At 76.1% G+C, this 22,211-nt stretch carries 21 protein-coding genes; 11 read left to right on the forward strand and 10 right to left on the reverse strand.

The window, feature by feature from the left end; all coding sequences use genetic code 11:
• Positions 1-69: 69 nt before the first annotated feature.
• The gene (locus tag ACRYM6_RS06965; RefSeq protein ID WP_432542065.1) at positions 70-1,398 is read left to right on the forward strand and encodes a sensor domain-containing phosphodiesterase; all 1,329 of its coding nucleotides are present in this window, start codon (positions 70-72) and stop codon (positions 1,396-1,398) included.
• 137 nt (positions 1,399-1,535) lie between these two features.
• On the opposite strand, the gene ACRYM6_RS06970 is transcribed toward ACRYM6_RS06965, so the two are convergent.
• Entirely contained in the window at positions 1,536-1,898 is a 363-nt protein-coding gene (locus ACRYM6_RS06970) for a hypothetical protein (protein WP_432542067.1), read from the reverse strand.
• A 212-nt stretch (positions 1,899-2,110) separates the two neighbouring features.
• On the opposite strand from ACRYM6_RS06970, the gene ACRYM6_RS06975 reads away from it, so the two are divergent.
• Entirely contained in the window at positions 2,111-2,776 is a 666-nt protein-coding gene (locus ACRYM6_RS06975) for a 5' nucleotidase, NT5C type (RefSeq protein WP_432542069.1), read from the forward strand.
• 38 nt (positions 2,777-2,814) lie between these two features.
• On the opposite strand, the gene ACRYM6_RS06980 is transcribed toward ACRYM6_RS06975, so the two are convergent.
• Genes ACRYM6_RS06980 through ACRYM6_RS06995 form a run of 4 tightly spaced genes read right to left on the reverse strand, consistent with a single transcriptional unit; the run spans position 2,815 to position 6,423 of the window.
• A complete protein-coding gene (locus tag ACRYM6_RS06980) occupies positions 2,815-3,216 on the reverse strand; it encodes a universal stress protein (protein ID WP_432542071.1) in 402 nt (133 codons plus the stop codon).
• Entirely contained in the window at positions 3,213-4,793 is a 1,581-nt protein-coding gene (locus ACRYM6_RS06985; RefSeq protein WP_432542073.1) for a tripartite tricarboxylate transporter permease, read from the reverse strand. Before ACRYM6_RS06985 ends, ACRYM6_RS06980 begins: the two co-directional genes overlap by 4 nt.
• Positions 4,793-5,350 carry a tripartite tricarboxylate transporter TctB family protein gene (locus ACRYM6_RS06990; RefSeq protein WP_432542075.1) on the reverse strand — a complete coding sequence of 186 codons (558 nt, stop codon included), beginning with the start codon at positions 5,348-5,350 and terminating at the stop codon, positions 4,793-4,795. Before ACRYM6_RS06990 ends, ACRYM6_RS06985 begins: the two co-directional genes overlap by 1 nt.
• Complete coding sequence (locus tag ACRYM6_RS06995) at positions 5,347-6,423, reverse strand: Bug family tripartite tricarboxylate transporter substrate binding protein (RefSeq protein ID WP_432542077.1); 1,077 nt, start codon at positions 6,421-6,423, stop codon at positions 5,347-5,349. Before ACRYM6_RS06995 ends, ACRYM6_RS06990 begins: the two co-directional genes overlap by 4 nt.
• Before the next feature lie 247 nt (positions 6,424-6,670).
• On the opposite strand from ACRYM6_RS06995, the gene ACRYM6_RS07000 reads away from it, so the two are divergent.
• From ACRYM6_RS07000 to ACRYM6_RS07010, 3 genes are all read left to right on the forward strand, one after another.
• On the forward strand, positions 6,671-8,359 hold the full coding sequence (locus tag ACRYM6_RS07000) for a sensor histidine kinase (protein WP_432542079.1): 1,689 nt from the start codon (positions 6,671-6,673) through the stop codon (positions 8,357-8,359).
• Positions 8,352-9,041 carry a response regulator gene (locus ACRYM6_RS07005; protein ID WP_432542081.1) on the forward strand — a complete coding sequence of 230 codons (690 nt, stop codon included), beginning with the start codon at positions 8,352-8,354 and terminating at the stop codon, positions 9,039-9,041. Before ACRYM6_RS07000 ends, ACRYM6_RS07005 begins: the two co-directional genes overlap by 8 nt.
• Before the next feature lie 141 nt (positions 9,042-9,182).
• Complete coding sequence (locus ACRYM6_RS07010; protein ID WP_432542083.1) at positions 9,183-9,734, forward strand: hypothetical protein; 552 nt, start codon at positions 9,183-9,185, stop codon at positions 9,732-9,734.
• A gap of 21 nt (positions 9,735-9,755) precedes the next feature.
• On the opposite strand, the gene ACRYM6_RS07015 is transcribed toward ACRYM6_RS07010, so the two are convergent.
• The gene (locus tag ACRYM6_RS07015; RefSeq protein ID WP_432542085.1) at positions 9,756-10,271 is read right to left on the reverse strand and encodes a hypothetical protein; all 516 of its coding nucleotides are present in this window, start codon (positions 10,269-10,271) and stop codon (positions 9,756-9,758) included.
• 192 nt (positions 10,272-10,463) lie between these two features.
• Here ACRYM6_RS07015 and ACRYM6_RS07020 point away from each other — a divergent pair, with 192 nt between their 5' ends.
• The 4 genes from ACRYM6_RS07020 to ACRYM6_RS07035 all read left to right on the forward strand — a co-directional run bounded on the left by ACRYM6_RS07020 (position 10,464) and on the right by ACRYM6_RS07035 (position 15,159).
• Positions 10,464-11,759, forward strand: coding sequence for an ABC transporter substrate-binding protein (locus ACRYM6_RS07020; RefSeq protein ID WP_432542087.1), 1,296 nt, complete (start codon positions 10,464-10,466; stop codon positions 11,757-11,759).
• Positions 11,756-12,673, forward strand: a complete 918-nt coding sequence (locus ACRYM6_RS07025) for a carbohydrate ABC transporter permease (RefSeq protein WP_432542089.1) — start codon at positions 11,756-11,758, stop codon at positions 12,671-12,673. The genes ACRYM6_RS07020 and ACRYM6_RS07025 overlap by 4 nt, the downstream gene beginning before the upstream one ends.
• The gene (locus tag ACRYM6_RS07030; RefSeq protein ID WP_432542091.1) at positions 12,670-13,551 is read left to right on the forward strand and encodes a carbohydrate ABC transporter permease; all 882 of its coding nucleotides are present in this window, start codon (positions 12,670-12,672) and stop codon (positions 13,549-13,551) included. Before ACRYM6_RS07025 ends, ACRYM6_RS07030 begins: the two co-directional genes overlap by 4 nt.
• A 114-nt stretch (positions 13,552-13,665) precedes the next feature.
• The gene (locus ACRYM6_RS07035) at positions 13,666-15,159 is read left to right on the forward strand and encodes a GntP family permease (RefSeq protein WP_432542093.1); all 1,494 of its coding nucleotides are present in this window, start codon (positions 13,666-13,668) and stop codon (positions 15,157-15,159) included.
• A gap of 60 nt (positions 15,160-15,219) precedes the next feature.
• Here the strand turns inward: ACRYM6_RS07035 and ACRYM6_RS07040 are convergent, their stop codons facing one another.
• The gene (locus tag ACRYM6_RS07040; protein WP_432542095.1) at positions 15,220-16,257 is read right to left on the reverse strand and encodes a polysaccharide deacetylase family protein; all 1,038 of its coding nucleotides are present in this window, start codon (positions 16,255-16,257) and stop codon (positions 15,220-15,222) included.
• A 13-nt stretch (positions 16,258-16,270) separates the two neighbouring features.
• On the reverse strand, positions 16,271-16,669 hold the full coding sequence (locus ACRYM6_RS07045) for an OsmC family protein (RefSeq protein ID WP_432542097.1): 399 nt from the start codon (positions 16,667-16,669) through the stop codon (positions 16,271-16,273).
• A 214-nt stretch (positions 16,670-16,883) separates the two neighbouring features.
• On the opposite strand from ACRYM6_RS07045, the gene ACRYM6_RS07050 reads away from it, so the two are divergent.
• Positions 16,884-18,830 carry a phosphoenolpyruvate carboxykinase (GTP) gene (locus ACRYM6_RS07050; RefSeq protein ID WP_432542099.1) on the forward strand — a complete coding sequence of 649 codons (1,947 nt, stop codon included), beginning with the start codon at positions 16,884-16,886 and terminating at the stop codon, positions 18,828-18,830.
• 74 nt (positions 18,831-18,904) lie between these two features.
• On the opposite strand, the gene ACRYM6_RS07055 is transcribed toward ACRYM6_RS07050, so the two are convergent.
• Positions 18,905-19,981 carry a M15 family metallopeptidase gene (locus ACRYM6_RS07055; protein ID WP_432542100.1) on the reverse strand — a complete coding sequence of 359 codons (1,077 nt, stop codon included), beginning with the start codon at positions 19,979-19,981 and terminating at the stop codon, positions 18,905-18,907.
• Positions 19,982-20,235: 254 nt separating this feature from the next.
• Here ACRYM6_RS07055 and ACRYM6_RS07060 point away from each other — a divergent pair, with 254 nt between their 5' ends.
• A complete protein-coding gene (locus ACRYM6_RS07060) occupies positions 20,236-21,084 on the forward strand; it encodes a hypothetical protein (protein ID WP_432542101.1) in 849 nt (282 codons plus the stop codon).
• Between the two features lie 3 nt (positions 21,085-21,087).
• Here the strand turns inward: ACRYM6_RS07060 and ACRYM6_RS07065 are convergent, their stop codons facing one another.
• Positions 21,088-22,101 carry a tyrosine-type recombinase/integrase gene (locus tag ACRYM6_RS07065; protein WP_432542102.1) on the reverse strand — a complete coding sequence of 338 codons (1,014 nt, stop codon included), beginning with the start codon at positions 22,099-22,101 and terminating at the stop codon, positions 21,088-21,090.
• Positions 22,102-22,211 lie beyond the last annotated feature (110 nt).

Genomic DNA, 22,211 nt, shown 5'->3' on the forward strand with positions numbered 1-22,211 from the left:
CTGCTCCCGGCCGCGGCGGCACCGTGGCGGGCCGCAGCGGGTGTGCCCGGGGTCCAGGAGGAGGCGATCGTGACCGCAGCACCGCACCACCCCCGCGAGGGGGACCGGTTGGCCTCCCTGCGCAGCTACCAGGTGCTCGACACCGGCCCCGACGCCGCGCTGGACGCGCTGACCGGGGCCGCGGCGCGGCTGCTGGGCGCTCCCGCCGCCCTGGTCGCGCTGCTGGACGAGGACCGGCAGTGGTTCGCCTCGGCCAGCGGCCTGGAGTCGGTCTTCGGGTACCAGACCCGCCAGACGTCGCGGGAGGCGTCCTTCTGCGCCTGGGCGGTGGCTACCGAGCAGGCGCTGGTGGTGCCGGACGCGAGCGCCGACTCGCGGTTCGCCGACAACGCGCTGGTCACCGGCCCCGAGCACGTCCGCGCGTACGCGGGGGCCCCGATCATCGGGCGCGACGGGCTGCCGCTGGGGGCGTTGTGCGTCGTGGACCGCCACGCCCGGCAGTTCGCGGCGGCCGGGGTGCAGGCCCTGGGCGAGCTGGCCACCAGCGTGGCCGAGCTGCTGGAGCTGCGCCGCCTGGACGCCGCCGCGGGCCTGGCCCCCCGCCAGGTGCTCGCCGAGAGCCACGAGCTGCGGGCCGGCATCGACGCCGGGCAGCTGGTGGTGCACTACCAGCCGGTGGTGGACCTGGCGTCGGGGGACTGGCGGGGGGTGGAGGCGCTGGTGCGCTGGGACCACCCCCGGCGCGGCCTGCTGGCCCCGGGAGCGTTCCTGCCGGTGGCCGAGGCCAGCGGGCTGGTCGTGCCGCTGGGCCGGGAGGTGCTGACGCTGGCGTGCACGCAGGTGGCGCTGTGGCGCGCCGCCCCGCCCGCGACCGCCGGCGGCGGTGCGGCGGCGGACCTGCACGTCGCGGTGAACCTGTCCGGGCGCCAGCTGAGCGAACCGGACGTGGTCGACGTCGTCACCGACGCGCTGGTCGTCAGCGGCCTGCCCGCGCAGGCGCTGACCCTGGAGCTGACCGAGACCTCCCTGGCCGGCACCGGCGCGCAGGTCGACTCCGCCCTGGCGCGCGTCCGGGAGGCGGGGGTGCGCCTGGCGCTGGACGACTTCGGCACCGGGTACGCCAGCCACGCCTACCTGCAGCGCTTCCAGCCCGACGTGGTGAAGATCGACCGCTGCTTCGTCGCCGCCCTGGGCCGGTCCGGGCGCGACGACCTGCTGACCGGCTCGCTGATCGACCTGGGTCTGCAGCTGGGCTGCGAGGTCGTCGCCGAGGGCGTCGAGACCGCCGGGCAGGCCCGGGCGCTGCGGGACCTGGGCGTGCGTACCGCGCAGGGGTACCTGTTCTCCCCGCCGCGCGCCGCCGACGACCTCCTCGCGCTGCTGGGCGCGCGCGGCTGAGACCGGCCCGCGCCGCCCGCCGCGCCGCCCTCCTGACCACCCCCGGGGGCCGGCGGCACCACGACGACGAGGGGCCCCGACCGGCGTCACCGGTCAGGGCCCCTCCTCGTCCCCGGGCCGCGCGGCCCGGCCCGCTCTCAGCGACCGGCCAGCAACGGCGCCAGCGCCCGCGCCATGTCCCGCGCCCGCGGCAGGTCCCGGGCGCTCGCGGGCCGCCGCACCGCCAGGACGCCCTCGGCGGGGCCGGGGTCGGAGACGTCGAGCACCACGGCCCGCCCGTCCACCAGCATCGCGTCCAGCAACCGCTCCGCGTCCGGGGCCGCCGCCACCACCCGCGAGCGCAGCAGGTGCCCCACGGCGGTGGTCCGCGCCAGCCGCAGCAGCAGCGACTCGTCGTCCAGGTGGCTCAGCTCCGGGCGGCGCACCAGCGTCCGGGCCAGGGCGCTGATCTCCGCGGCGGTGGCCGGTGGGGCGACGGGGGGTCGCGAGGGGTGCGGCACGGTGGGTCCTTCGGGGCCGACGGTCACAGCCCCCGGTGGGCTGCCCGTTCCCCCTATCGTTCGACACCCCGCCGCGCTCACCCGATCCGCCGTTCGGGCGGCCCCGACCGCTCGACCCCCCGGTGGTCGCCGGCGCTTCACCTCCGGTGACCCGGTGCCGATGAGGAGGTGAACGGACCACAGACCGCGCACCGGCAGGAGGGCCCGCGGCCATGCTCGTCCTCGTGGACCAGGACCAGGTCCTGGCGGACTTCGGCGACGGCTTCGACCGCCTCTTCAGCGCCACCCACCCCGGCGCCCCCCTGGCCCCGCGCTCGGCGGCCACGTCCTACTGGATCGAGGACAGCTACCCCCCGGACTGGCACGAGCGCATCCGCGCCATCTGCACCCGCGAGGGGTTCTTCCGCGGCCTGCGACCCCTGCCCGGCGCTCGCGAGGCGCTGGAGGGGATGCTCGACGCGGGGCACGACGTGCGGATCTGCACCGCTCCCGTGCGGGCGTACCGCCACTGCGTGCGGGAGAAGTACGAGTGGGTCGAGGAGCACCTGGGCCTGCACTGGACCGAGCGGATGGTCGTCACGCGCGACAAGACGCTCGTCACCGGCGACGTGCTCGTCGACGACAAGCCGCAGGTCGTCGGCACGCTGGCCACCCCGACGTGGACGCACGTCTACTACCGCACCGGCTACAACGAGCACCTGCCCGGCACCCACCTGGACTGGTCGAGCTGGCGCCCCGTCCTGGAGGCCGTGGAGGCCGAGCGCGCCACCGGCGGCACGCTGCTGCTGCCGCGGTCGGTCGACGCGCGCACGCCCGCGGACACCCACCGGCGGCCGGTCCCGGTGGACGCCGCGGCCACCACCGGGAGCCGCGCGTAGGGATCCGCTCGTGGGGGTCCGCGGGGGCGCGCCCAGGATCAGTCGTGCGGCGCGGGTTTCACGGTGATCACCGGGCACGGCGCGTCGAGGATGATGCGCTGCGCGGCGCTGCCCATGAGCAGCTTGCCGACCGGGGTGCGGCGGCGGTGGCCGACGACGACGGCGGAGGCGCCCAGCTCGTGCAGGGCCTCCACGACGACCTCGGCGGTGTCGCCCTGCCCGGTGCGCTGCTCCACCCGGGCCCGGACCGCGCTGCCGGCCAGGTCGGCCCGGACCCGGTCCAGCTGCTGCGGGGAGGCGTAGGTACGTTCGGCGAGCGCGGTCCCGGCGGGGGCGTTGAGGACGAACAGGTCCTCCCCGCGGCGCTGGGCCTCCTCGACCCCGGCGCGCAGGGCGGCCTCGCCCTCGGGGGTGGGTGCGTAGGCGACGACGACGGTCACCGGTGGGCCTCCTCGGACTGGGACTGGGACTGGGACGGGGTTCCGGACGGGGTTCCCGGCGGGGTCCCCCGGACGTCGGCGGTGCGGCGGGCGCCCCACCGACCCGGCAGCAGGCGCCGGTACAGCGGGAACGCCACGACCAGGGCGACCACGACGTACACGGCCACGGAGAACGGGTCGGCGACCAGCCCGGTCCAGCTGCCCCGGGAGATGGTCAGCGCGGTGCGCAGCCGTTCCTCGGCCAGCGGCCCGATGATCACCCCGATGATCAGCGGCAGCACCGGCAGCCCGAAGCGGCGCATGACGAACCCCAGCACCCCGAAGGCCAGCAGCAGCCACAGGTCGAACGTCTGCAGGTTGGCGGCGTAGGCGCCCAGCGTCGCGAAGAACAGGATCCCGGCGTACAGGTACGGGCGGGGGATCCGCAGGAGCTTGGCCCACACCGGCGCCAGCGGCAGGTTCAGGACCAGCAGCAGGGCGTTGCCGACGAACAGGCTGGCGATGAGCGCCCACACCAGGTCCGGTTCGCGCTCGAACAGCAGCGGGCCGGGCTGGAAGCCGTAGGAGATCAGCGCGGCGAGCAGGACCGCGGCGGTGGCGTTGGTGGGGATCCCCAGGGCCAGGGTCGGGACCAGGGTCCCGGCGGCGGAGGCGTTGTTGGCGGCCTCGGGCCCGGCGACACCCTCGATGGCCCCGTGCCCGAACTCCTCGGGGTGCTTGGACAGCTTGCGCTCGGTCACGTACGACAGGAACGTCGGCAGTTCGGCCCCACCGGCGGGGACCGCCCCGAACGGGAACCCGAGCGCGGTGCCCCGCAGCCACGGTTTCCACGACCGCTTCCAGTCCGCCCGCCCCATCCAGGGCCGGCCCACGGGGATGACCTCCACCGCGGAGCGGCGCATCCGCGAGGCCACCCACAACGCCTCCCCGACGGCGAAGATCGCGACCGCGATGACGACGATGTCGATGCCGTCGACCAGTTGCAGCACCCCGAACGTCAGCCGCGCCTGACCGCTGATGGCGTCCAGACCCACCAGGCCGATGGCCAGCCCGGTGAACAGCGAGGCGAAACCCCGCACCCGCGAGGAACCCAGCACCGCGGTGACGGCCAGCAGCGCCAGGACCATCAGCGCGAAGTAGTCGCCCTCGCTGAGGTTCACCGCCAGACCCACCATGAGGGGCGCGGCGGCCACCAGCAGCACCGAGCCGATGGTGCCGGCCACGAAGGACCCGATGGCGGCGGTGGACAGCGCCTGCGCGGCCCGTCCCCTCCTCGCCATCTTGTTGCCCTCCAGCGCGGTCACCACCGAGGACGACTCCCCGGGGGTGTTCAGCAGGATCGCGGTGGTGGACCCGCCGTACATCCCGCCGTAGTAGATGCCGGCGAACATGATGAGGGCGCTGGTGGGTTCCAGCGCGTACGTCAGCGGCAGCAGCAGCGCCACCGTCATCGCCGGGCCGATGCCGGGCAGCACGCCGACGGCGGTGCCGAGGACGACACCGACGGCCGCGAAGGCCAGGTTGGCCGGGGTCAGCGCGTCGCCGAACCCGCCGAGCAGCAGAGCCAGGTCGCCCATCACAGGATCCCGTCCAGGAGGCCGGGCGGCAGCTGGATCCCCAGCACCACCCAGAAGAAGTAGAAGGTGGTCAGCGACAGCACGGCGCCGACGGCGATCCCGCGCAGCACGCTGCGCCCGCCGAGGACCTTGGCGGTGACGCCGAAGAACACCGCGGCGCACACCACCCAGCCGAGCCGTTCCAGCAGCAGGACGTTGGCGACGAAACCCAGCCCCAGCCCACCCAGGCGCACCCAGTCGGTGCCGGCGGAGGCGTCGACGTCCTCGCCCTCCTCGGCCTGACCGCGCCCCCCGCGCAGCACGTCCACGGCCAGGGCGACGGCGGTCAGCACCAGACCGGCGGCCACGACGTACGGCACCGGCCGCGGGCCGATGACGCCCTCGTCGACCAGCCCCTGCGACAGCGTCGCCGCGTCGGCCAGCACCACCGCGCCCAGGCCCAGCAGCAGCGCGCACACGCCCAGCTGGGACAGGTCCCGCCGCCGCGGCGCCGGGGCCGACCCCTGCGACCCCTGCGACCCCGGCGCGGGCGCGGCGTCGGCCGCGTGCGCGCTCACACCAGCCCCAGCCGGGCCAGGACGTCGCGGACCCGCCCGGCCTGCTCGTCCAGGAACGCTCCGAACGCCTCACCGGTGGTGAAGGCGTCGGTCCAGGCGTTGTCGGTGAGCACCTGCCGCCACTGCGGGGAGTCGTGCATGCGGGTCACGGCGTCCACGAGCCGCCCCACCTCCGTCTCGTCCAGGTCGGGCGGGGCGACCAGCCCGCGCCAGTTGGTGAAGGTCAGGTCCACGTCCTGCTCGCGCAGCGTGGGCACGTCCAGGACCGGGACCCGTTCCCGGCTGGAGACGGCCAGCGCCCGCACCGCGCCCGTGGTGATCTGGTCCAGCAGTTCGCCGTACCCGCTGGTGGCGAACGCGATCTGCCCGCCCAGCAGCGCCGGCAGCAGGTCCCCGCCGCCGTCGTACACCACGTAGTTCACGTCGGTGGGGTCCACGCCGACGGCGTCGGCCAGCTGCATGGGCAGCAGGAAGTCCGGCCCGCCGGGGGAGGACCCGCCGCCCACGGCCAGCGCCCCGGCGTCGGCGCGCCAGGCCCCCACCAGGTCCGCCAGCGTCGCGAAGGGGGAGGCGGCCGGGACGAGCACCACCCCGGCCTCCTCGATGAGCTGGGCCACCGGGGTGGTCTGCTCCAGCGTCACGTCCACGTCGTTGGTGTAGGAGGCGCCGACCACGCCCAGCCCCATCGACATCAGGAACTGCGGGTTGCCGCTCTCGCTGACGCAGCGCGCCAGGCCCACGGTGCCGCCGGCGCCGGAGAGGTTGGTGACCTCCACCCCCTCGGCCGCGCCGACCTCCTCCATCACCCGCACCGCCGAACGGCCCGTCGTGTCGTACCCCCCGCCGGGGGAGTTGGGGACCAGCAGCTGCAGCCGGTCCAGGGCGCCGCCGCCGGTGGCGGCCGCGCGCCGGGTCACCCCGCACCCGGCGGCGCCGAGCACGGGCGCGGCGGCCAGCGCGGCGAGCAGGGCCCGGCGGCCGGGACGGGCGGCCCCGCCACCACCGGGGACGTGGGGGCCGCGGGGGGCACCGGGAGCGCGCGGGGCACGGGGGTCACTGCGGGTGTCGGTCATGGCGTCCTCGTCGACGGCCTGCGCCCGGGCCGGTCAGCCCGCGCGGACGGGCAGCCGCTGCTCACCCGTCGCCCAGGATGCTGCTCCCGGCCGCCCCCCGCGTCACCCTTGCGGTGGCAATGGTCCTTGCGGTCCTTGTGGTCCCACCCGACCCGCCCCCGACGGCCCCGTCCCCGCCCGGCGCGGCCGTAGGGTTCTGCCCACCCGGGCGGACGGACCCCCGGGACCGACACGAGGAGGTGCACCGGTGCGCAGACCCCGACCCCGCAGCAGCCTGGCCGGGCAGATCCTCGTCGTGCAGGTCCTGCTGTTCGCCGTCGTCCTCGTCGGCGTCGGCGCCGTGTCCGTCACCCAGACCCGCCAGGCCTCCCTCGACGCCCAGGAACGGCGCGTGCGGCAGGTCGCCGAGTACGTCGCCTCCCTGCCCCTGGTCCGCCGCCAGCTCGCCGACACCACCGGGGGACGCACCGCCGCCACCGCGCTGACCGTCACCGCCGAGCAGCTGCGCACCACCTCCGACGTCGCCGTCCTGCTGCTGGCCACCCCCGACGGCCGCGTCGTCGCCTCCCCCGCCGACCCCCGCCTGCAGGGCACCACCCTGCCCGCCGCCCCCGGCGGCCCCGCCGACGACCCCTCCTGGCTGGGACAGGTCCGCCTCGGCGAGGGCACCAGCACCGCGGCGCGGGTGCCGGTGCTCGCCGACGAGGACGGCGGGACAGCCGGCGGGGCAGCCGGCGGGGCAGTCGGCAGGGCAGCCGGGGACGTGGTCGGGGCCGTGCTCGTGGGGCAGGACGCGGTGCCCTGGAGCGCGCAGCTGCGCACCGCCCTGCCCGACCTGGGCACCTACCTCGGCATGTCCGCGCTGGTCGGGGTCCTGGGCGCCTGGCTGCTGGCCCGGCGCGTCAAGAGCCAGACCCTCGGGCTGGAACCGCAGGAGATCGCCTCCCTGGCGACCCACCGCGAAGCGGTCCTGCGCGGCATCCGCGAAGGCGTCATCGCCCTGGACCCCGACGGGGTCGTCACCGTCGCCAACGACGCCGCCCGCGACCTGCTCGACCTGCCCGCCGGCTCGGTGGGCCGGCAGGTCCGGACCCTGGCCCTGCCCCCCGAGGTCGTCGACCTGCTGACCGGCGGCCCGGCGCCCAGCGACCGCCCCGTCGTCGCCGGCGAACGGCTGCTGGTGCTCAACCGGACCGTGCTGCACCGCAGCGGCACCACCGGCGGGGAAGCGGTCGGCACCGTCACCACGATGCGCGACCGCACCGAACTGGCCGCCCTGCAGCACCAGCTCGGCCTCAGCCGCACCGCCACGCAGGCCCTGCGCGCCCAGACCCACGAGTTCGCCAACCGCCTGCACACCATCTCCGGGCTCGTGCAGCTGGGCCGCTACGACGACGTCGTCGGCTTCATCGACCGCGTCAGCCGCGGCCACGCCGAACTCGGCGAGCAGATCGCCGCCCAGGTCGACGACCCCGCCCTGGCCGCGCTGCTCCTGGCCGGCACCAGCGTCGCCGACGAGCGCGACGTCGAACTCGTCCTCGCCCCCGGCGCCCACCTGCCCGCCGTCCCCGACGACCTCTCCGACGACCTGGTGACCGTGGTGGGCAACCTCGTCGACAACGCCGTCGACGCCGCCGCCGGCACCGGCGGCGGCACCGTCGAGGTCGACGTGCGCGACGACGGCGCCGGCGGCGCGGTGGTCCGCGTCCGCGACGACGGACCGGGCGTCGACCCCGGCCTGCTGACCGAGCTGGTGCGGCGCGGCACCACCACCAAGCACGACCCGTCCCCCGGCGGGCACGGCGTGGGCCTGGCCCTCGTGCAACTGGTGTGCCACCGCCGCGGCGGGCAGCTGCAGCTGCAGCGCGGGGACCGGGGCGGCGCCACCTTCACCGCCACCCTCCCCGCCCGACCCCGGACGGCCCCCCGTGCCTGAGGACGCCCTGCGCGTGCTGGTCGTCGACGACGACCCCATGGTCGCCTCCGTCCACGCCGGCTTCGTGCACGCCGCACCCGGCTGCCGGCTCGTCGGCACCGCCGCCACCGGGACCCAGGCGCTCGACCTCGTCCAGCAGGTCCACCCCGACGTGGTGCTGCTCGACCTGTACCTGCCGGACCTCTCGGGCCTGGAGGTCCTGCGCCGCCTGCGCGCCAGCGGCGCCGACGTCGACGTCGTCGTCATCAGCGCCGCCCGCGAAGCCGACACCGTGCGGGCCGCCCTGCGCGGGGGAGTCGCCGGCTACCTCATCAAACCCTTCGGCGCCGAGCAGCTCACCGAACGGCTGCACCACGTGCGCGGCGCTCGCCGCACCCTCACCACCGGCGTGCTGCGCCAGGCCGACGTCGACCGCGCCCTCGGCGTCCAGGCGCCGGCCGCCGCCGGCGCGCGCCCGGGCCCGCTGCCCAAGGGGCTGAGCGTGGAGACCGCCGCGCTCGTGGCCGAGGCGCTGCGGACCGCCGACGCCGCCGTGTCGGCCAGCGAGGTCGCCGCCCGCCTCGGGCTGTCCCGGGTCGCGGTGCGCCGCTACCTCGAGCACTTCGCCGACCAGGGCGGTGCGCGGGTGCGGCTGCGCTACGGAGCCGGGCGCCCCGAGCGGCTCTACGAAGCGGTGCGCTGACCCGCCCCACCGCACGGCCCCGGCTCTCCGCGTGCGCCCCGCCCCCCACCGGGCCACAGTGGGCCCGACACCCGTCGAGGTCGCCCCGGCGCCCCAGCGCACCGGCACCCGACCCGCACCCACCGATCAGGAGACCCACCCGTGGCCGGACGACAGCTCCTCACCCGCAGCCTGCACGACATCGGCCTCGCCGCCTGGTTCGGCGGCTCCCTCATGGGCGCCGTCGGCCTCAACGGCGCCGCCGCCGCCGTCCGCGACCCCCACGACCGCGCCCGCGTCGCCGCGGCCGGCTGGGCCAAGTGGGCCCCCGTCCAGGGCGTGGCCCTGGCCGCCCACCTCGTCGGCGACGTCGCCCTCCTCGTCCGCAACTCCGGACGCGTCGTCGCCCAGCAGGGCGCCGGCGCCAACACCGTCGTCAAGACCACCCTCACCGTCGCCGCCCTCGGCGTCACCTTCTGGTCCGGCGCCGAGGGCGCCCGCCTCGGCAAGGAGACCCCCACCCCGGCCGCCGGCGCCACCGAACCGGCCGGCGGCACCGACGACAGCGCCGCCTCCGCCCAGCGCCGCCTCAAGGTCCTGCAGTGGACCATCCCCGCCCTCACCGGCGTCCTGCTCGTCCTGACCTCCCAGCAGGGCGAGCAGCAGAAGCCCCGCCAGATCGCCGCCGGCGTCGTGAAGAACCTGCTGCCCTGACCCCCCGGGAACCCCCGGGCCTCACCGCGGGCCCGGGGGACCCCCCGGCGCGAGGACGTCGCGCACCGCCTCGCGCCGCAACTCCTCCAGCTCCACCGCCTGCCGCTGCGCCCGCACCAGCAGCGCCTCCACCTCCGCCAACGGCAACGGCGCCCCCCGCGACCCCAGCTCCAGCAACGCCCCCCACAACGCCGCCTTGCCCTGCACCCCCAGCACCAGGGCCTCCAGCTCCACCACGGTCCGCAACGGCGAGGACCGCACCAGCCGCCCGTTCGGCTTCAGCGCCCCCACCGCCTCACCCACCCGCGCCGCGCCCACCAGCGCCCACCGCGGCTGCACCCCCAGCACCCGCATCCACCGCAGCAGCACCCGCCGGTCCTGCGCGACCTCCCCACCGATGCGCTCCAGCACCTCACCCACCACCGACCCGCGGTGCGCCCGCGCCGACCGCGCGAACCGCGCCCGGCCCGCCGTCGCCCCGGCCAGGTGGTCGTTCAGGTACACCGCCAGGTACCGCGACCGCTCGTGATCGTCCACGTGATCCTCCACGCCCTGCACGTACCCGGTCCGCCACCCCCGCAACCACCGCACCCCACCCCGCGCCCCGTTCCCCGCCGCGTTCCCCGCCGCGCCACCCCCCACCACCCCGGCTACCGTGACCAGACCCCGACCCACCCGCTGCACCACCCAGCAGGTGCCCCGGCCCCTGCGCGGACCACCGGAGACCCCATGCCCACCCACCCCACGCGCCGCACCCTCCTGACCGCCGGCGCCGGCACCCTCACCGGGACCCTCGCGCTCAGCGCCTGCGGCGGGTTCTCCACCGACCCCGACAGCGGCACCACCCGCGACGACGACACCCTCACCATGATCACCTGGGCCGGCGACGCCGAGCTCACCGCCTTCCGGGCGCTCGCCGACGCGTTCGCCGCCCAGGGCGGCCCGCGGGTCGAGCTGCAGGTCGTGCCGTACTCGGAGGTCCTGACGGCCGTCGACACCGCCCTGCGGACCGACTCCCCGCCGGACCTGTTCCGCGTCAGCTACACCGACGTCGCGGCCTACCGCGCCCAGGGGGTGCTGGCGAACCTGCCCGACCCGGGGTCGCTGGAGAGCTCGTTCCTGCCGGCGTTCTGGGGGGCGGTCACCGACGACGAGGGCACCTTCGGCGTCCCGCACCACACCGACACCTCGATGGTGCTGGTCAACACGGGCGCGGTGGCCTCGGCGGGGCTGGGCGCGCTGCCCGCCACGCTGGACGCGGCGTGGACGTGGGAGCAGTTCCTCGACGCCGCGGGCCGGGTGCGGCCCTCGCGGGCCGACACCTACCCGTTCGCCGTGAACTGGCAGAACGCCGGTGCGTTCCGGTGGCTGAACTTCGTCGACCAGGCCGGGGGCCGCCTGCTGACGCCGGGCCTGGACGACGTCGCCGAGGACGACCCCGGGCTGCTGGAGGCCCTGACCTTCACCCGCGACTTCTTCCGCCGCGGCCTGGTGCCGCAGGCGTCGTCCTCGCGCGGGCAGCCGGCCAGCGACCTGTTCGTGAACCAGACCGTGGCCATGGTGTTCGCCGGGGACTTCCTGCTGCAGGAGATCGACGGCGCCGGGTTCGAGTACCAGGCCACGTTCCTGCCCCGGGACGTCAACGCCTCGGCCGACCTGGGCGGCAACGCGCTCGTCGCGGTCGAGGCCGGGTCCCGGAAGGAGGCGGCGCTGGACTTCCTGGAGTTCTGCGCCGGCGCCGAGCAGATGGGCGCCTTCTGCGCGGCCGCGACCGTCCTGCCCACCCGCACCGACGTCGACCCCGCGGACCTCGACTACGCCGTGCGCCCGGACCTGATGCCGCTGTTCGTCGAGCAGGCCCGCGCCATCCGCACCGAGCTCGTGGAGCAGGTCGTCGTCCCCGACTTCAGCGCCGTCAACGGGCAGCTCGCCGACCGGCTCGACGCCGCCTTCCTCAGCGGTGACGACGACCCGGCCGCCCTGGCGCAGATCGTCGCCGGGGTGCGGTCCGTGCTCACCCCGTGACCGCGACCGCCCCCCTCGCCCGGGCTCCGCGCGGGGCGCGGACCGCCGCGGCCCGCCGCTGGGCGACGTCGTACGCGCTGCTGGCCCCGGCCCTGGGGCTGTTCGGGCTGTTCGTGCTGTGGCCGCTCGTGCAGGCGGTGCGGATCTCGCTGACCGACGCCACCGGCATCGGCACCGCCGACTTCGTGGGCCTGGACAACTACGCGCGGATGGTGCGCGACCCCTCCTTCTGGCGGGCGGCGGGCAACACCGGGCTGCTGGCGGTCGTGTCGGTCCCGGCGAGCATCGGGGCCGGTTTCGGGCTGGCCCTGCTCCTGCGGGACCGGCTGCCGGCCCGGGGGCTGTTCCGGGCGCTGTTCCTGGCCCCGTACGTCATCTCCGGCGTCGTGGTCGCCATGGCCGGCCGCTGGATCTTCGACGAGAACGTCGGGATCGTCGACCGCACCCTGTCCGGGTTCGGGCTGCCGGCCCCGGACTGGCAGTCCGGCGGGACGGCCGCGGCGGTGTCGGTGTTCGTCGTGCTGTTCTGGGCCCGCACCGGCCTGGTCGTGGTGCTGTACCTCAGCGCGCTGCAGGGCATCGACGGCGACCTCCTGGAGGCCGCGGAACTGGACGGCGCCTCCCGGTGGCAGCGGGTGCGGTTCGTCAGCTGGCCGCTGCTGCGGCCCACGACGTTCTTCGTGACCGTCCTGATGGTCATCGAGGTGTTCCAGGTCTTCGACGTCATCCGCGTCATGACCGGCGGTGGTCCCGCGGGGGCGACCGACATCCTCGTCACCTACGCCTACACCCAGGGGTTCCAGGCCCGCCGCCAGGGGTACGGGTCGGCCATCGGGGTCGTGGTGTTCCTGGTGATCCTGGTGGCGACCGTGTTCTGGTGGCGCCTGCAGCGCCGGTCCGAGGAGGAGTCGTGACCACCACCACCCGCGCGGGTGCCGCCACGGGGCAGCCGCCGCGCGCGACCCGCACGCGCCGGCGCCCCCACCGCACCCGCTGGTCCCGGTTCCTCGTGGTGCTCGTCCTGGCCGTGGTGTGGGTGTTCCCGCTGTACTGGATGGTCGTCACCGCGCTGTCGTCGCGGTCCGACCTGGTCGCCGGCCGCGTCTCGCTGCTGCCCACCTCCGTCGACCTCGGCGGCTTCCGGCGGGCGCTGACGGACTTCCCCGTGCTGCAGTGGGTGCAGAACTCCTTCGCCATCGCGGTGGTGGCCGTCGTCCTCACCGTCGTCGTGGACGTGACCGCCGGGTACGTCCTGGCCAAGCACCGGTTCCCGGGCCGGGCGGTGGTGTTCTTCCTCGTCATCGCCACGCTGATGATCCCCGTCCAGACGCTGCTGGTGCCGCAGTTCGACCTCGTCAACGACCTGGGCTGGATCAACTCGTACTGGGCGGTCATCGTGCCGCGCTCGGCCGAGGCGTTCGGGGTGTTCCTGGCCCGGCAGTACTTCCTGTCGCTGCCCGACGAGCTGCTGGAGGCGGCCCAGCTCGACGGCGCCGGTCAGCTGCGGACGCTGTGGTCGGTCGTGCTGCCGCTGGCCCGGCCGCTGGTCGCGGTGCTGGTGGTCATGACCTTCACCTACCGCTGGAACGAGTTCGCCTGGCCGCTGGTGGCCCTGCGCGACCCGGCGCTGTACACGCTGCCGGTGGGGTTGTCGTTCCTGCAGGGCCAGTACACGACGGACTACCCGGCCCTCATGGCCGGCGCGCTGGTCTCGGTGCTGCCGGTGCTGGTGCTGTTCGGACTCGCCCAGCGGCAGTTCGTCGCCGGGATCGCCCGCAGCGGCCTGAAGTGAGCCGGGCCCGCCGCGGCCGGCGGCGGTGCCCGCGGGTCGCGGCGCGCTGCCCGGGCGGGGATCGCCCGGTGGGCTAGCCTCGACGCACGGAACAACGCCGTTTCTGGAGGAACGATGGAGACCGTCACCCCCGCCTACGGCACGGGCACGCTGCTGCTCATCGCCGCCGCCGCCGTCGCGCTGCTGCTCTTCCTCATCGTGCGGGTCAAGCTGCACGCCTTCGTCGCGCTGGTCCTCATCAGCGCCCTGACCGCCGTGGTGACCACCGCACCCACGGGTGACCTGCTCGGCATCGTCGACGTCCTCACCGCCGGGTTCGGCAGCACGCTGGCCAGCGTCGCCCTGCTCGTCGGCTTCGGCGTCATCATCGGCCGCCTGCTGGAGGTGACCGGTGGGGCGCAGGTCCTCGCCGACACCCTCGTGGCCCGCTTCGGGGCCGCGCGCGCCCCGCTGGCCCTGGGGATCGCGTCCCTGATCTTCGGGTTCCCCATCTTCTTCGACGCCGGGTTCGTCGTCTTCCTGCCGATCCTCTTCGCGGTGGCCCGGCGGTTCGGCGGCCCGGTCCTGGTCTACGCCCTGCCGTCCGCGGGGGCGTTCGCGGTGATGCACGCCTTCGTGCCGCCGCACCCCGGGCCGGTCGCGGCCGGGGAACTCCTCGGCGCCGACATCGGCGTCCTCGTCCTGGTCGGCGTCGTGCTCGCGCTGCCCACCTGGTTCACCGCCAGCTACCTCTTCGGGGTGTGGGCCGGGCGCCGCAGCGACGTCCCGCTGCCGTCGGAGTGGGCCGGGCGCGCGGCCGGGAACGGCTTCGGGACGGGCGGCCCCTCCGGTCCCGGCGGGGAACCCTCCGGCGGCACCGGTGACGGCCGCCGCGTCGACACCCAGGACGCCCCCGTCTCGGTGGTCGAGCAGCCCGGCCCCCCGCCGCGGTTCGCGACGGTGCTGGCCGTGCTGCTGCTCCCGCTGGTCCTGATCTTCCTGAACACCGGCCTGAACACGCTGGCCACCGCCGGTGCCGTCGACGGCGACGCGACCTGGGTGCAGGCGCTGCGCCTGCTGGGGCAGACGCCCATCGCGCTGCTCGTCGCCGTGCTGGTCACCATGGTCGTCCTGGGCCGCGGCCGCCTCTCGCGCGGGAAGGTCGAGGACCTGGCCAACGGCTCCCTGGGGCCGGTCTGCTCCGTCATCCTCATCACCGGCGCCGGGGGCATGTTCGGCGGGGTGCTGCGCGCCAGCGGCATCGGCGACGCCCTGGCCGACACCCTGGCCGCCACGGGCCTGCCCGTCATCGTGGCCGCGTTCATCATCTCCCTGGGCCTGCGGGTGGCGCAGGGCTCGGCGACGGTGGCGCTGACCACCACCGCGGGGCTGATGGCGCCCACCGTGGAGGCGACCGCGGGCCTGTCCAGCCTGGACCCGGCGTTCATCGTCATCGCCATCGCCGCCGGGGCGACCGCGCTCAGCCACGTCAACGACTCCGGGTTCTGGCTCGTCGGCCGGTTCCTGGGGATGGACGTGCCGACGACGCTGCGCACGTGGACGGTGATGGAGACCCTCATCGGCCTCGTCGGCTTCGCTCTGGCCTTCGTCGGGTACCTGGTCCTGTGAGGGCGGGTGCCCGGCGGGGGAGCGGCCCCACGGGCGCCTCGGGGGCGTCTCGCGGGCGCCTCAGGGGACCGGGAGCCGTTCCAGGACCGCGTTGGACGTGAGCAGCGCGATCCCCTCCGCCACCACGGCCCGGTCGCCGGGGGAGGCGGGGTCGAACGGGGAACCGCCCAGCCACGCCCACGCCGCGGGCACCCGGCCGCAGACCTCGGTGAGCCGCCGCACCGGTTCGCGCACCTGCCGGGTCACGTCGTCGTCGGTGCGCACGTCCGGTGCGGCCGCGTGGGTGGCGGTGTGGCCGCAGACCTCGTGCGCCCGGGCCAGGTCCGCCAGGTCGTCCCACGTCATCGCCAGCCGGCCCTCGGGGTGCTCCAGCACGCCGTAGTCGTGGGCCCGCGCGAAGGCCCGCTGCTCGGCCGGGGCGACGTCCAGGAACTCCGTCGGCGGGTAGAACCAGCCGACCAGGCCGGTCTCGGCCAGCAGCGGTGCGGCGCAGTGGACGGCGCTGGCGAAGCCGTCGAAGAACGCCGGGACGATCCCCGGCCGCGGCGTGCTCCAGCGGCCGGTGGCGAAGAACCCCAGCACGTCGGCGGCGGTGACGGGGTCGAAGCGGGCGGCGTAGCCGTGCAGCTGCGCGCGGAACTCCTCCCGGCGCGAGAGCGGGGTGTCGTGGAAGTTCACGACGCGCAGCAGGCGACCGCCGACGAGCGCGTCGCGGACCCGGGCGACCTCGGCGTCCCGCTGCGCCCGCGGCGGGGTGCGCCACCCGGCCGGGCGCCAGGCGGCCAGCCGGTCCGGGGGGCGGGGCGCGGACGGCCGGGGAGGACCGGCGCGGAACTCCAGGTCGGCCAGCACCGCGAGGGCGTCCTGGACGGTGACGTCGGGGTCGTGCGCGGCCAGGACGTCCCACACGACCCCCAGCCGGTGGCCGAGCTCGGCGTCGACGGGGTGGGCGGGGTGGACGGGGTCCGCGGGACCGGCGGGGGAGGGCGGCGGGTGCAGCCCGAGGAACATCGCCACCCCGGCGCGCTCCTCGTCCTCCGCGGCGACGGCGGCCGCCGAGCGCAGCACCTCCGCCGGCGTGGGCGGGAGCGACGCCACGGCGGCCGGCCGCTCAGGCGAGGTGCACGTCGAGGCTGTCGGCGTTGATCGTCTTGGTGAACGGGCACAGCGACAGCGCCTGCTGCAGCACCGCCTCGGGGTCGGTCCCGGCGTCGGGCAGGGTGACGGACAGCTCGTAGCGGGCCGAGTACCCGGCCCCCTCGGCCTCGGACAGGGTCACCTGCGTCTGCACCTGCACGTCGTCGCCGTTGCCGCCGGTGGTGCTCGTGGCGATCTTCAGCGATTCCAGCAGGCAGCTGCCGAGGGCGGCGGCCATGAGCTGCTCGGGGTTGGTGGCCGACCCGTCCTGGGAGGAGGTCGCCTCCCGGACGTCGAGCGCGAGGGCGCCGTCGTCGGACCGGACCGCGCCCGCGGTGGCCGAGACGCTGGCGGTGTACAGGTCGTGTGCCATGACGCGACCGTACGAGGACTCCCGGGGGGCCGCACGGCGGAGGGGGCGCCGGTCCGCGCGCCCCGTCCGCCGGGGCAGCCGTCCCCCGGACCGGGCGCCAGCCCGCCCGAGTTCCACCCCCGTGAAGAATCACGGATCTTCCCGGCCCCAGGGGCTCCACGAGCCCTTCCCCGGTGGCGGATGGTGAGGATCCGACTCACCGGGGAGGAACTCCATGACCATCCAGCTCGACGCCACCACGACGACGCAGCGCCCCGTCACCGGTCCGGGGCAGACCCCGGGCAGCCTGCGGGCGCCCGGCCTGGAGGTGAGCGCCCCGACGGGGGACCCCGCCCTGCTGGCCTGGGTGCGCGACATCGCGCGGCTGACCCAGCCGGACGAGGTCGTGTGGTGCGACGGGTCGCAGGCCGAGCACGACCGGCTGACGGCGCAGATGGTCGCCGCGGGGACCCTGATCCCGCTGAACCCCGAACTGCGCCCCGGGTCCTTCCTGGCCCGGTCGGCGCCGACCGACGTCGCGCGGGTCGAGTCGCGGACCTTCATCGCCTCGCACCGCCGCGAGGACGCCGGCCCGACGAACAACTGGCGCGAACCGGGCGCCCTGCGCGAGGAGCTCGACGGGGTGTTCGCCGGCTGCATGCGCGGCCGGACCATGTACGTGGTGCCGTTCTCCATGGGCCCGGTCGGCGGGCCGATCTCCCAGCTGGGGGTCCAGGTCACCGACTCCCCGTACGCGGTGGTCTCCATGCGGATCATGACCCGGATGGGCGCCCAGGCGCTGGCCGCCATCGACGAGGGCCTGCCGTGGGTCCCGGCCGTCCACAGCGTGGGCTTCCCGCTCGTCGACGCCATCGGCCGCGCGCGCGCCGACGTGCCGTGGCCCTGCAACGACCTGAAGTACATCGCGCACTTCCCCGAGACCCGGGAGATCTGGTCCTTCGGGTCCGGCTACGGCGGCAACGCCCTGCTGGGCAAGAAGTGCTTCGCGCTGCGCATCGCCTCGGCCATGGCCCGCGACGAGGGCTGGCTGGCCGAGCACATGCTCGTGCTGAAGGTCACCTCCCCGCAGGAGCGGGTGTTCCACCTCGCGGCGGCGTTCCCCTCGGCGTGCGGGAAGACGAACCTCGCCATGCTGCGGCCCACCGTCCCGGGCTGGCGGGTCGAGACGATCGGCGACGACATCGCGTGGATGCGGCCCGGCCCCGACGGCCGGCTGCGGGCCATCAACCCCGAGGCGGGGTTCTTCGGGGTCGCGCCCGGCACGGGCTGGTCGACGAACCCGACCGCCATGGAGATGCTGTCCCGGGACGTCATCTTCACGAACGTCGCCCTCACCGACGACGGCGACGTGTGGTGGGAGGGCATGACCGACGAGACCCCCGAGCACCTGGTGGACTGGCGCGGCGAGGACTGGACGCCGCAGATCGGCGCCCAGACCGGCCGCACGGCCGCGCACCCCAACGCCCGGTTCACCGTCGCGGCCACCCGCTGCCCCTCGCTGGCCGACGAGTTCGAGGCCCCCGAGGGCGTGGCGATCGACGCGATCCTGTTCGGGGGCCGCCGCCGCTCGAACGTGCCCCTGGTGACGCAGGCCGTCGACTGGTCGGCCGGGGTCTTCCTCGGCGCCTCCATCTCCAGCGAGCAGACCGCGGCCGCCGAGGGCACCGTCGGCGCGCTGCGCCACGACCCCTTCGCGATGCTGCCGTTCTCGGGGTACAACATGGCCGACTACTTCGGGCACTGGCTCTCGATGGCCGACCGCGTGGAGCACCTGCCGCAGGTGTTCGGCGTGAACTGGTTCCGCCGCGGTGACGACGGCCGCTTCCTGTGGCCCGGTTTCGGGGAGAACTCCCGGGTCGTGGAGTGGATCTGCCGCCGCCTGGAGGGGGCCGTCCCCGCCGAGCACACCCCGGTGGGCCTGGTCCCCGCGCCGGGGAGCCTGGACCTGGACGGCCTGGACGTGCCCGCGGCCGACCTCGCGGAGCTGTTCGCCGTCGACCCGGCGGCCTGGTCGGCTGAGCTCGACGAGCTCCAGGCCTACTTCGCCCGGTTCGGCGACCGGCTGCCGCGGGAGATCGGCCGCAACGTCGACCGGGTCCGCGACGAGCTCCGCGCGGCGCGGTGGACGCAGCACCGCTGGGACGCCTGGGCGGTGGACTGAGCGCGACCACCCGCGGCGGCGGACCGGCCCGGGGCGACCCGGGCCGGGCGGCCGGCAGGCGCGGCCCAGGCGGCTCAGGCGGCGACGAACTCCCAGTGCCACGGCTCGAACGGACCGGGGTTCCCCTGCGCCCACGCCGGGTTGATGAACCCGAACAGGGCCGCGTTGCGGTCCATCCACTGGTGCTGCACGGACCCGGCGTCCTGGACCCCGCCGCCGAGGTCCACGGCGAGCCCCAGGCCGTGCCGGGAGGTGCCGGGCACGGCGGCCAGCCCGGGCTTGCGGGCCTTGACGTCGACCTGCTCGGCCAGCGAGCGGTAGGCGTCGGTGACGGCCAGCGGCGTGCCGAACTCGGCCTGGAACGCCTGGGACAGCGCCTCGAAGGCGTGCGCGGCGTCGCCGCGCAGCACCATGCCGGGCGCGCCGTACAGGGGGCACAACGCGTCCACGGGCAGCTCGCCGTTGGCGAACCCGGTCAGGACCCCGCCGGCGCAGGTGGCCGTGCTGGACAGGAACGCCCGGGCCCGGTCCACGACGGCCGCGTCCGGCGCCAGCGGGTCCAGCCCCGCCGCGGTCCGCTGCTGGGCCGAGTACGCCACCAGCTGCTCCTGCACGAGGCCGTCGGCGGCGGCCTTGGCCGCCAGGGCCGCGCCGGCGCTGGCGCGGGCGGCGGCCACCGCCTGCTCCGCCGTCGCGGCGGCCTCGGCCTGCACGGCGCGGGCCCGGTCGGCGGTCTCCACCGCCCGGCCGTACCCGCCGCCGACGCGGTCGACCGCGGCCAGCGTCCAGCTGACGTCCCCCGCCGCGCGCGGGTCCAGCAGCACCGCCACGCTCGACAGGTCCCGCACCCCACCGGTCCCGCGGTACGCCTGGGCCGCCCACGTGCCGAGCTCGTCGCGGCTGGCCTCCACGGCGGCCTGCGCCGCCGCCAGGTCGGCCTGCGCCGCCGCGGCGGCGGCCTCGGCGCCCTGCTGGGCCTGCAGCGCCTGCTGGTAGGTCTCCAGCGCGGCGGCGGCCCGCGCCGCCAGGTCCGTCAGCGCCTCGCGCGAGCCGGGAGCCGCCCCGGTGGCCGGGACCGGGACCGGGGCCGGAGCGGTCGTCGCGACCGCCTGCGGCGCCGCGAGGACGAGCAGCAGAGCGGCCAGCCCCACGGTCGAGGAGGTGCGGGAACGAGCGGTGGTGCGTCGGCGGGACGTGGACGGCAGGGGCGGGTGCACGGGCTGCTGATCGTCTTTCGTCGGTGGCGTGAGCGGGTGCAGGCTAGTTGACGGTCGGAGCATCCGGGAAACCGGCGCTGGTCCGTCGGGGCCCACCGCCGCGGGCGGACGTGCCGGCGGAGGGGTCGGCGGAGGGGTCAGCGGAGGGGTCAGCGGAGGTGTCGCAGCGGGCCCCTACGGTGGCTGCCGTGACCACCGACCGGGTGCCGCCCCGCCTCGTGCTCGACGTCGCCCTCGTCGTCCTCGCCGCGCTCGTCGGGGCCGGCCTCGCCCTGGAACGGGCCGAGCTGTGGGACACCTCCAGCACCGTGGTCGCCGTCCTCATCCTCGCCACGGCCCTGCTCGCGATCGTGCCCGCCGTGCTGCGGGCGGTCGCCGAGGTCCGGGGCCGGCGCACCGCCGCGCTCCGCGAGCTGCACGAGGACGTCCTCTCCGGTGCCCTGTGGGCGCTCGCGGACGCCTCCGGGCTCGACCCGCGCGACCTGGCCCTGGCCGCCTACCGGGTCCGCCGTCCCCGGTGGCGGGCCGCGACGCTGGAGCGGGTGCACCGCGTCCGGGCGCGGCGCCGCCCCGGTGCCTCCGGCGTCGCGTGGGCCCCGGGCAAGGGCGTCATCGGCGAGTGCGTCGCCTCCGGCGCCGTCGTCGCCCGCGACGTCGCCGCCGCGGAGGGCGCCGGGGACCCGCAGGGGCTCAGCGAGGCCGAGATCGCCCGGGTCCGCGGCAAGTACCCCGTCGTGGTGGCCGTCCCCCTCGTGGACGACTCCGGGTCGCGCTCGGCCGTCACGGGCTGCCTGGCCCTGGACGGCCCGGCCGGGTCGCTGCCCGCGCTGACCCGGCCGGACGTCCTGGCCGTGCTGGAGGCGACCGCCCGGACGCTGCAGCGGCTCACCGGCGCCGTCGCGCCGGCCGTCGCGTCCGCCGCCCCCGGTGGTGCCCGGCGGCTGCGGGCCGCGCTGGAGCGGCAGGGCAGTCCCGCCGAGCGGGTCGCGGCCGTCGGGGGCGAGCCGGGGAGCCGGGGCGGGCGGCCGCCCGGCTGACCCTCACAGGCCGACGTGCGCGGCCGGGTTCCCGGGGAAGGGGCGGTCCTCGCGCACACAGGCGGCCAGCGCCGCCGCCGAACGGTGCCCGGTCTGGCGCGCGATCGAGACACCGGGGACGCCCGCGCGGGTCGCGGACGTGACGAACCCGGCGCGCAGGCTGTGCCCGGAGAACAGGCTGGGGTCCAGGCCGGCGTCGAGGGCGCGCCGCTTGACGACCTCGGCGACCCCCCGGTCGCCCAGGCGCTCGAGGCGCAACGACTTGCCGCCCTTGGTCATCCGCAGGAACGCGGGCCCGTCGGTGAGGCGGGCGACCCGGACCCAGGTGCGCCAGGAGCGCACCGGGCAGGTCTGCGCCCGGTGGCCCCAGGGGAGCTCGACCACCCGCTCGTCGCGGGCGCCGGCGGCGCGGACCGTGACGAGCAGCCGTTCGGTCCCGTCGACGACGTCACCGACGTCGAGGGCGCTGAGCTCGGAGCGGCGCAGGGCGCCGGCGAACCCCAGGACGAGCAGGGCCCGGTCCCGGTGGTCCATGGCGGAGTCGACGAGCGGGGCGACGAGGTCGGCCAGCCCGCGCGTCTCCAGGGCGTCGACGCGGCGGCGCGGCCGGTCCGGTGCGTGGACGCGGCGCAGGCCCCGCCACACCAGGGAGACGTGCTCGCCGTCGGTGGGGGAGGGGACGCCGATGAGGGCGTGCCCCACGGCGATCGCGGCCAGCCGCCGCTGCAGGGTGGCGATGGACAGCGACTCGACGTGGGCCCGGAGGTAGTCCCCGACGGTCTGCGGCTCGGCGGGCAGCGGTTCCCGCTGCTCGACCGCGCACCACTGGCCGAAGTGGGCCAGGTCGACGGCGTAGGCCCGCCAGGTCGAGGGGGCGCGCACCGCCCGGCGGACGGGGTCGAGGGAGGCGAACCAGGCCTGCAGCACCTCCGCGTCGTAGGACGGCGGCGGGTCCAGCGGGGGCAGCGGGGCGGTGAGCAGTTCGGCGGGGACGTCGGCGGACCCGGTGGCGCTCATGAGCCCACATTACCAACGGAAGTTCAGTTACTGGAACTAATTTTGCCAACCAAATTTTGGAAGTGCGCAAGCACCGAACAGCCTCGAACAGGGGGTCCGGACCCGCCGAC

Source organism: Kineococcus rugosus (genome assembly GCF_050871975.1).
Lineage (GTDB): Bacteria > Actinomycetota > Actinomycetes > Actinomycetales > Kineococcaceae > Kineococcus.

Bases quoted from the DNA above. Each gene is read 5' to 3' on its own strand.
- ACRYM6_RS06975 (WP_432542069.1), top strand. From the start codon at position 2,111: ATGCTCGTCCTCGTGGACCAGGACCAGGTCCTGGCGGACTTCGGCGAC.
- ACRYM6_RS07020 (WP_432542087.1), top strand. From the start codon at position 10,464: ATGCCCACCCACCCCACGCGCCGCACCCTCCTGACCGCCGGCGCCGGC.
- ACRYM6_RS07050 (WP_432542099.1), top strand. From the start codon at position 16,884: ATGACCATCCAGCTCGACGCCACCACGACGACGCAGCGCCCCGTCACC.
- ACRYM6_RS06985 (WP_432542073.1), bottom strand. From the start codon at position 4,793: ATGGGCGACCTGGCTCTGCTGCTCGGCGGGTTCGGCGACGCGCTGACC.
- ACRYM6_RS07065 (WP_432542102.1), bottom strand. From the start codon at position 22,101: ATGAGCGCCACCGGGTCCGCCGACGTCCCCGCCGAACTGCTCACCGCC.
- ACRYM6_RS07045 (WP_432542097.1), bottom strand. From the start codon at position 16,669: ATGGCACACGACCTGTACACCGCCAGCGTCTCGGCCACCGCGGGCGCG.
- ACRYM6_RS06995 (WP_432542077.1), bottom strand. From the start codon at position 6,423: ATGACCGACACCCGCAGTGACCCCCGTGCCCCGCGCGCTCCCGGTGCC.
- ACRYM6_RS07035 (WP_432542093.1), top strand. From the start codon at position 13,666: ATGGAGACCGTCACCCCCGCCTACGGCACGGGCACGCTGCTGCTCATC.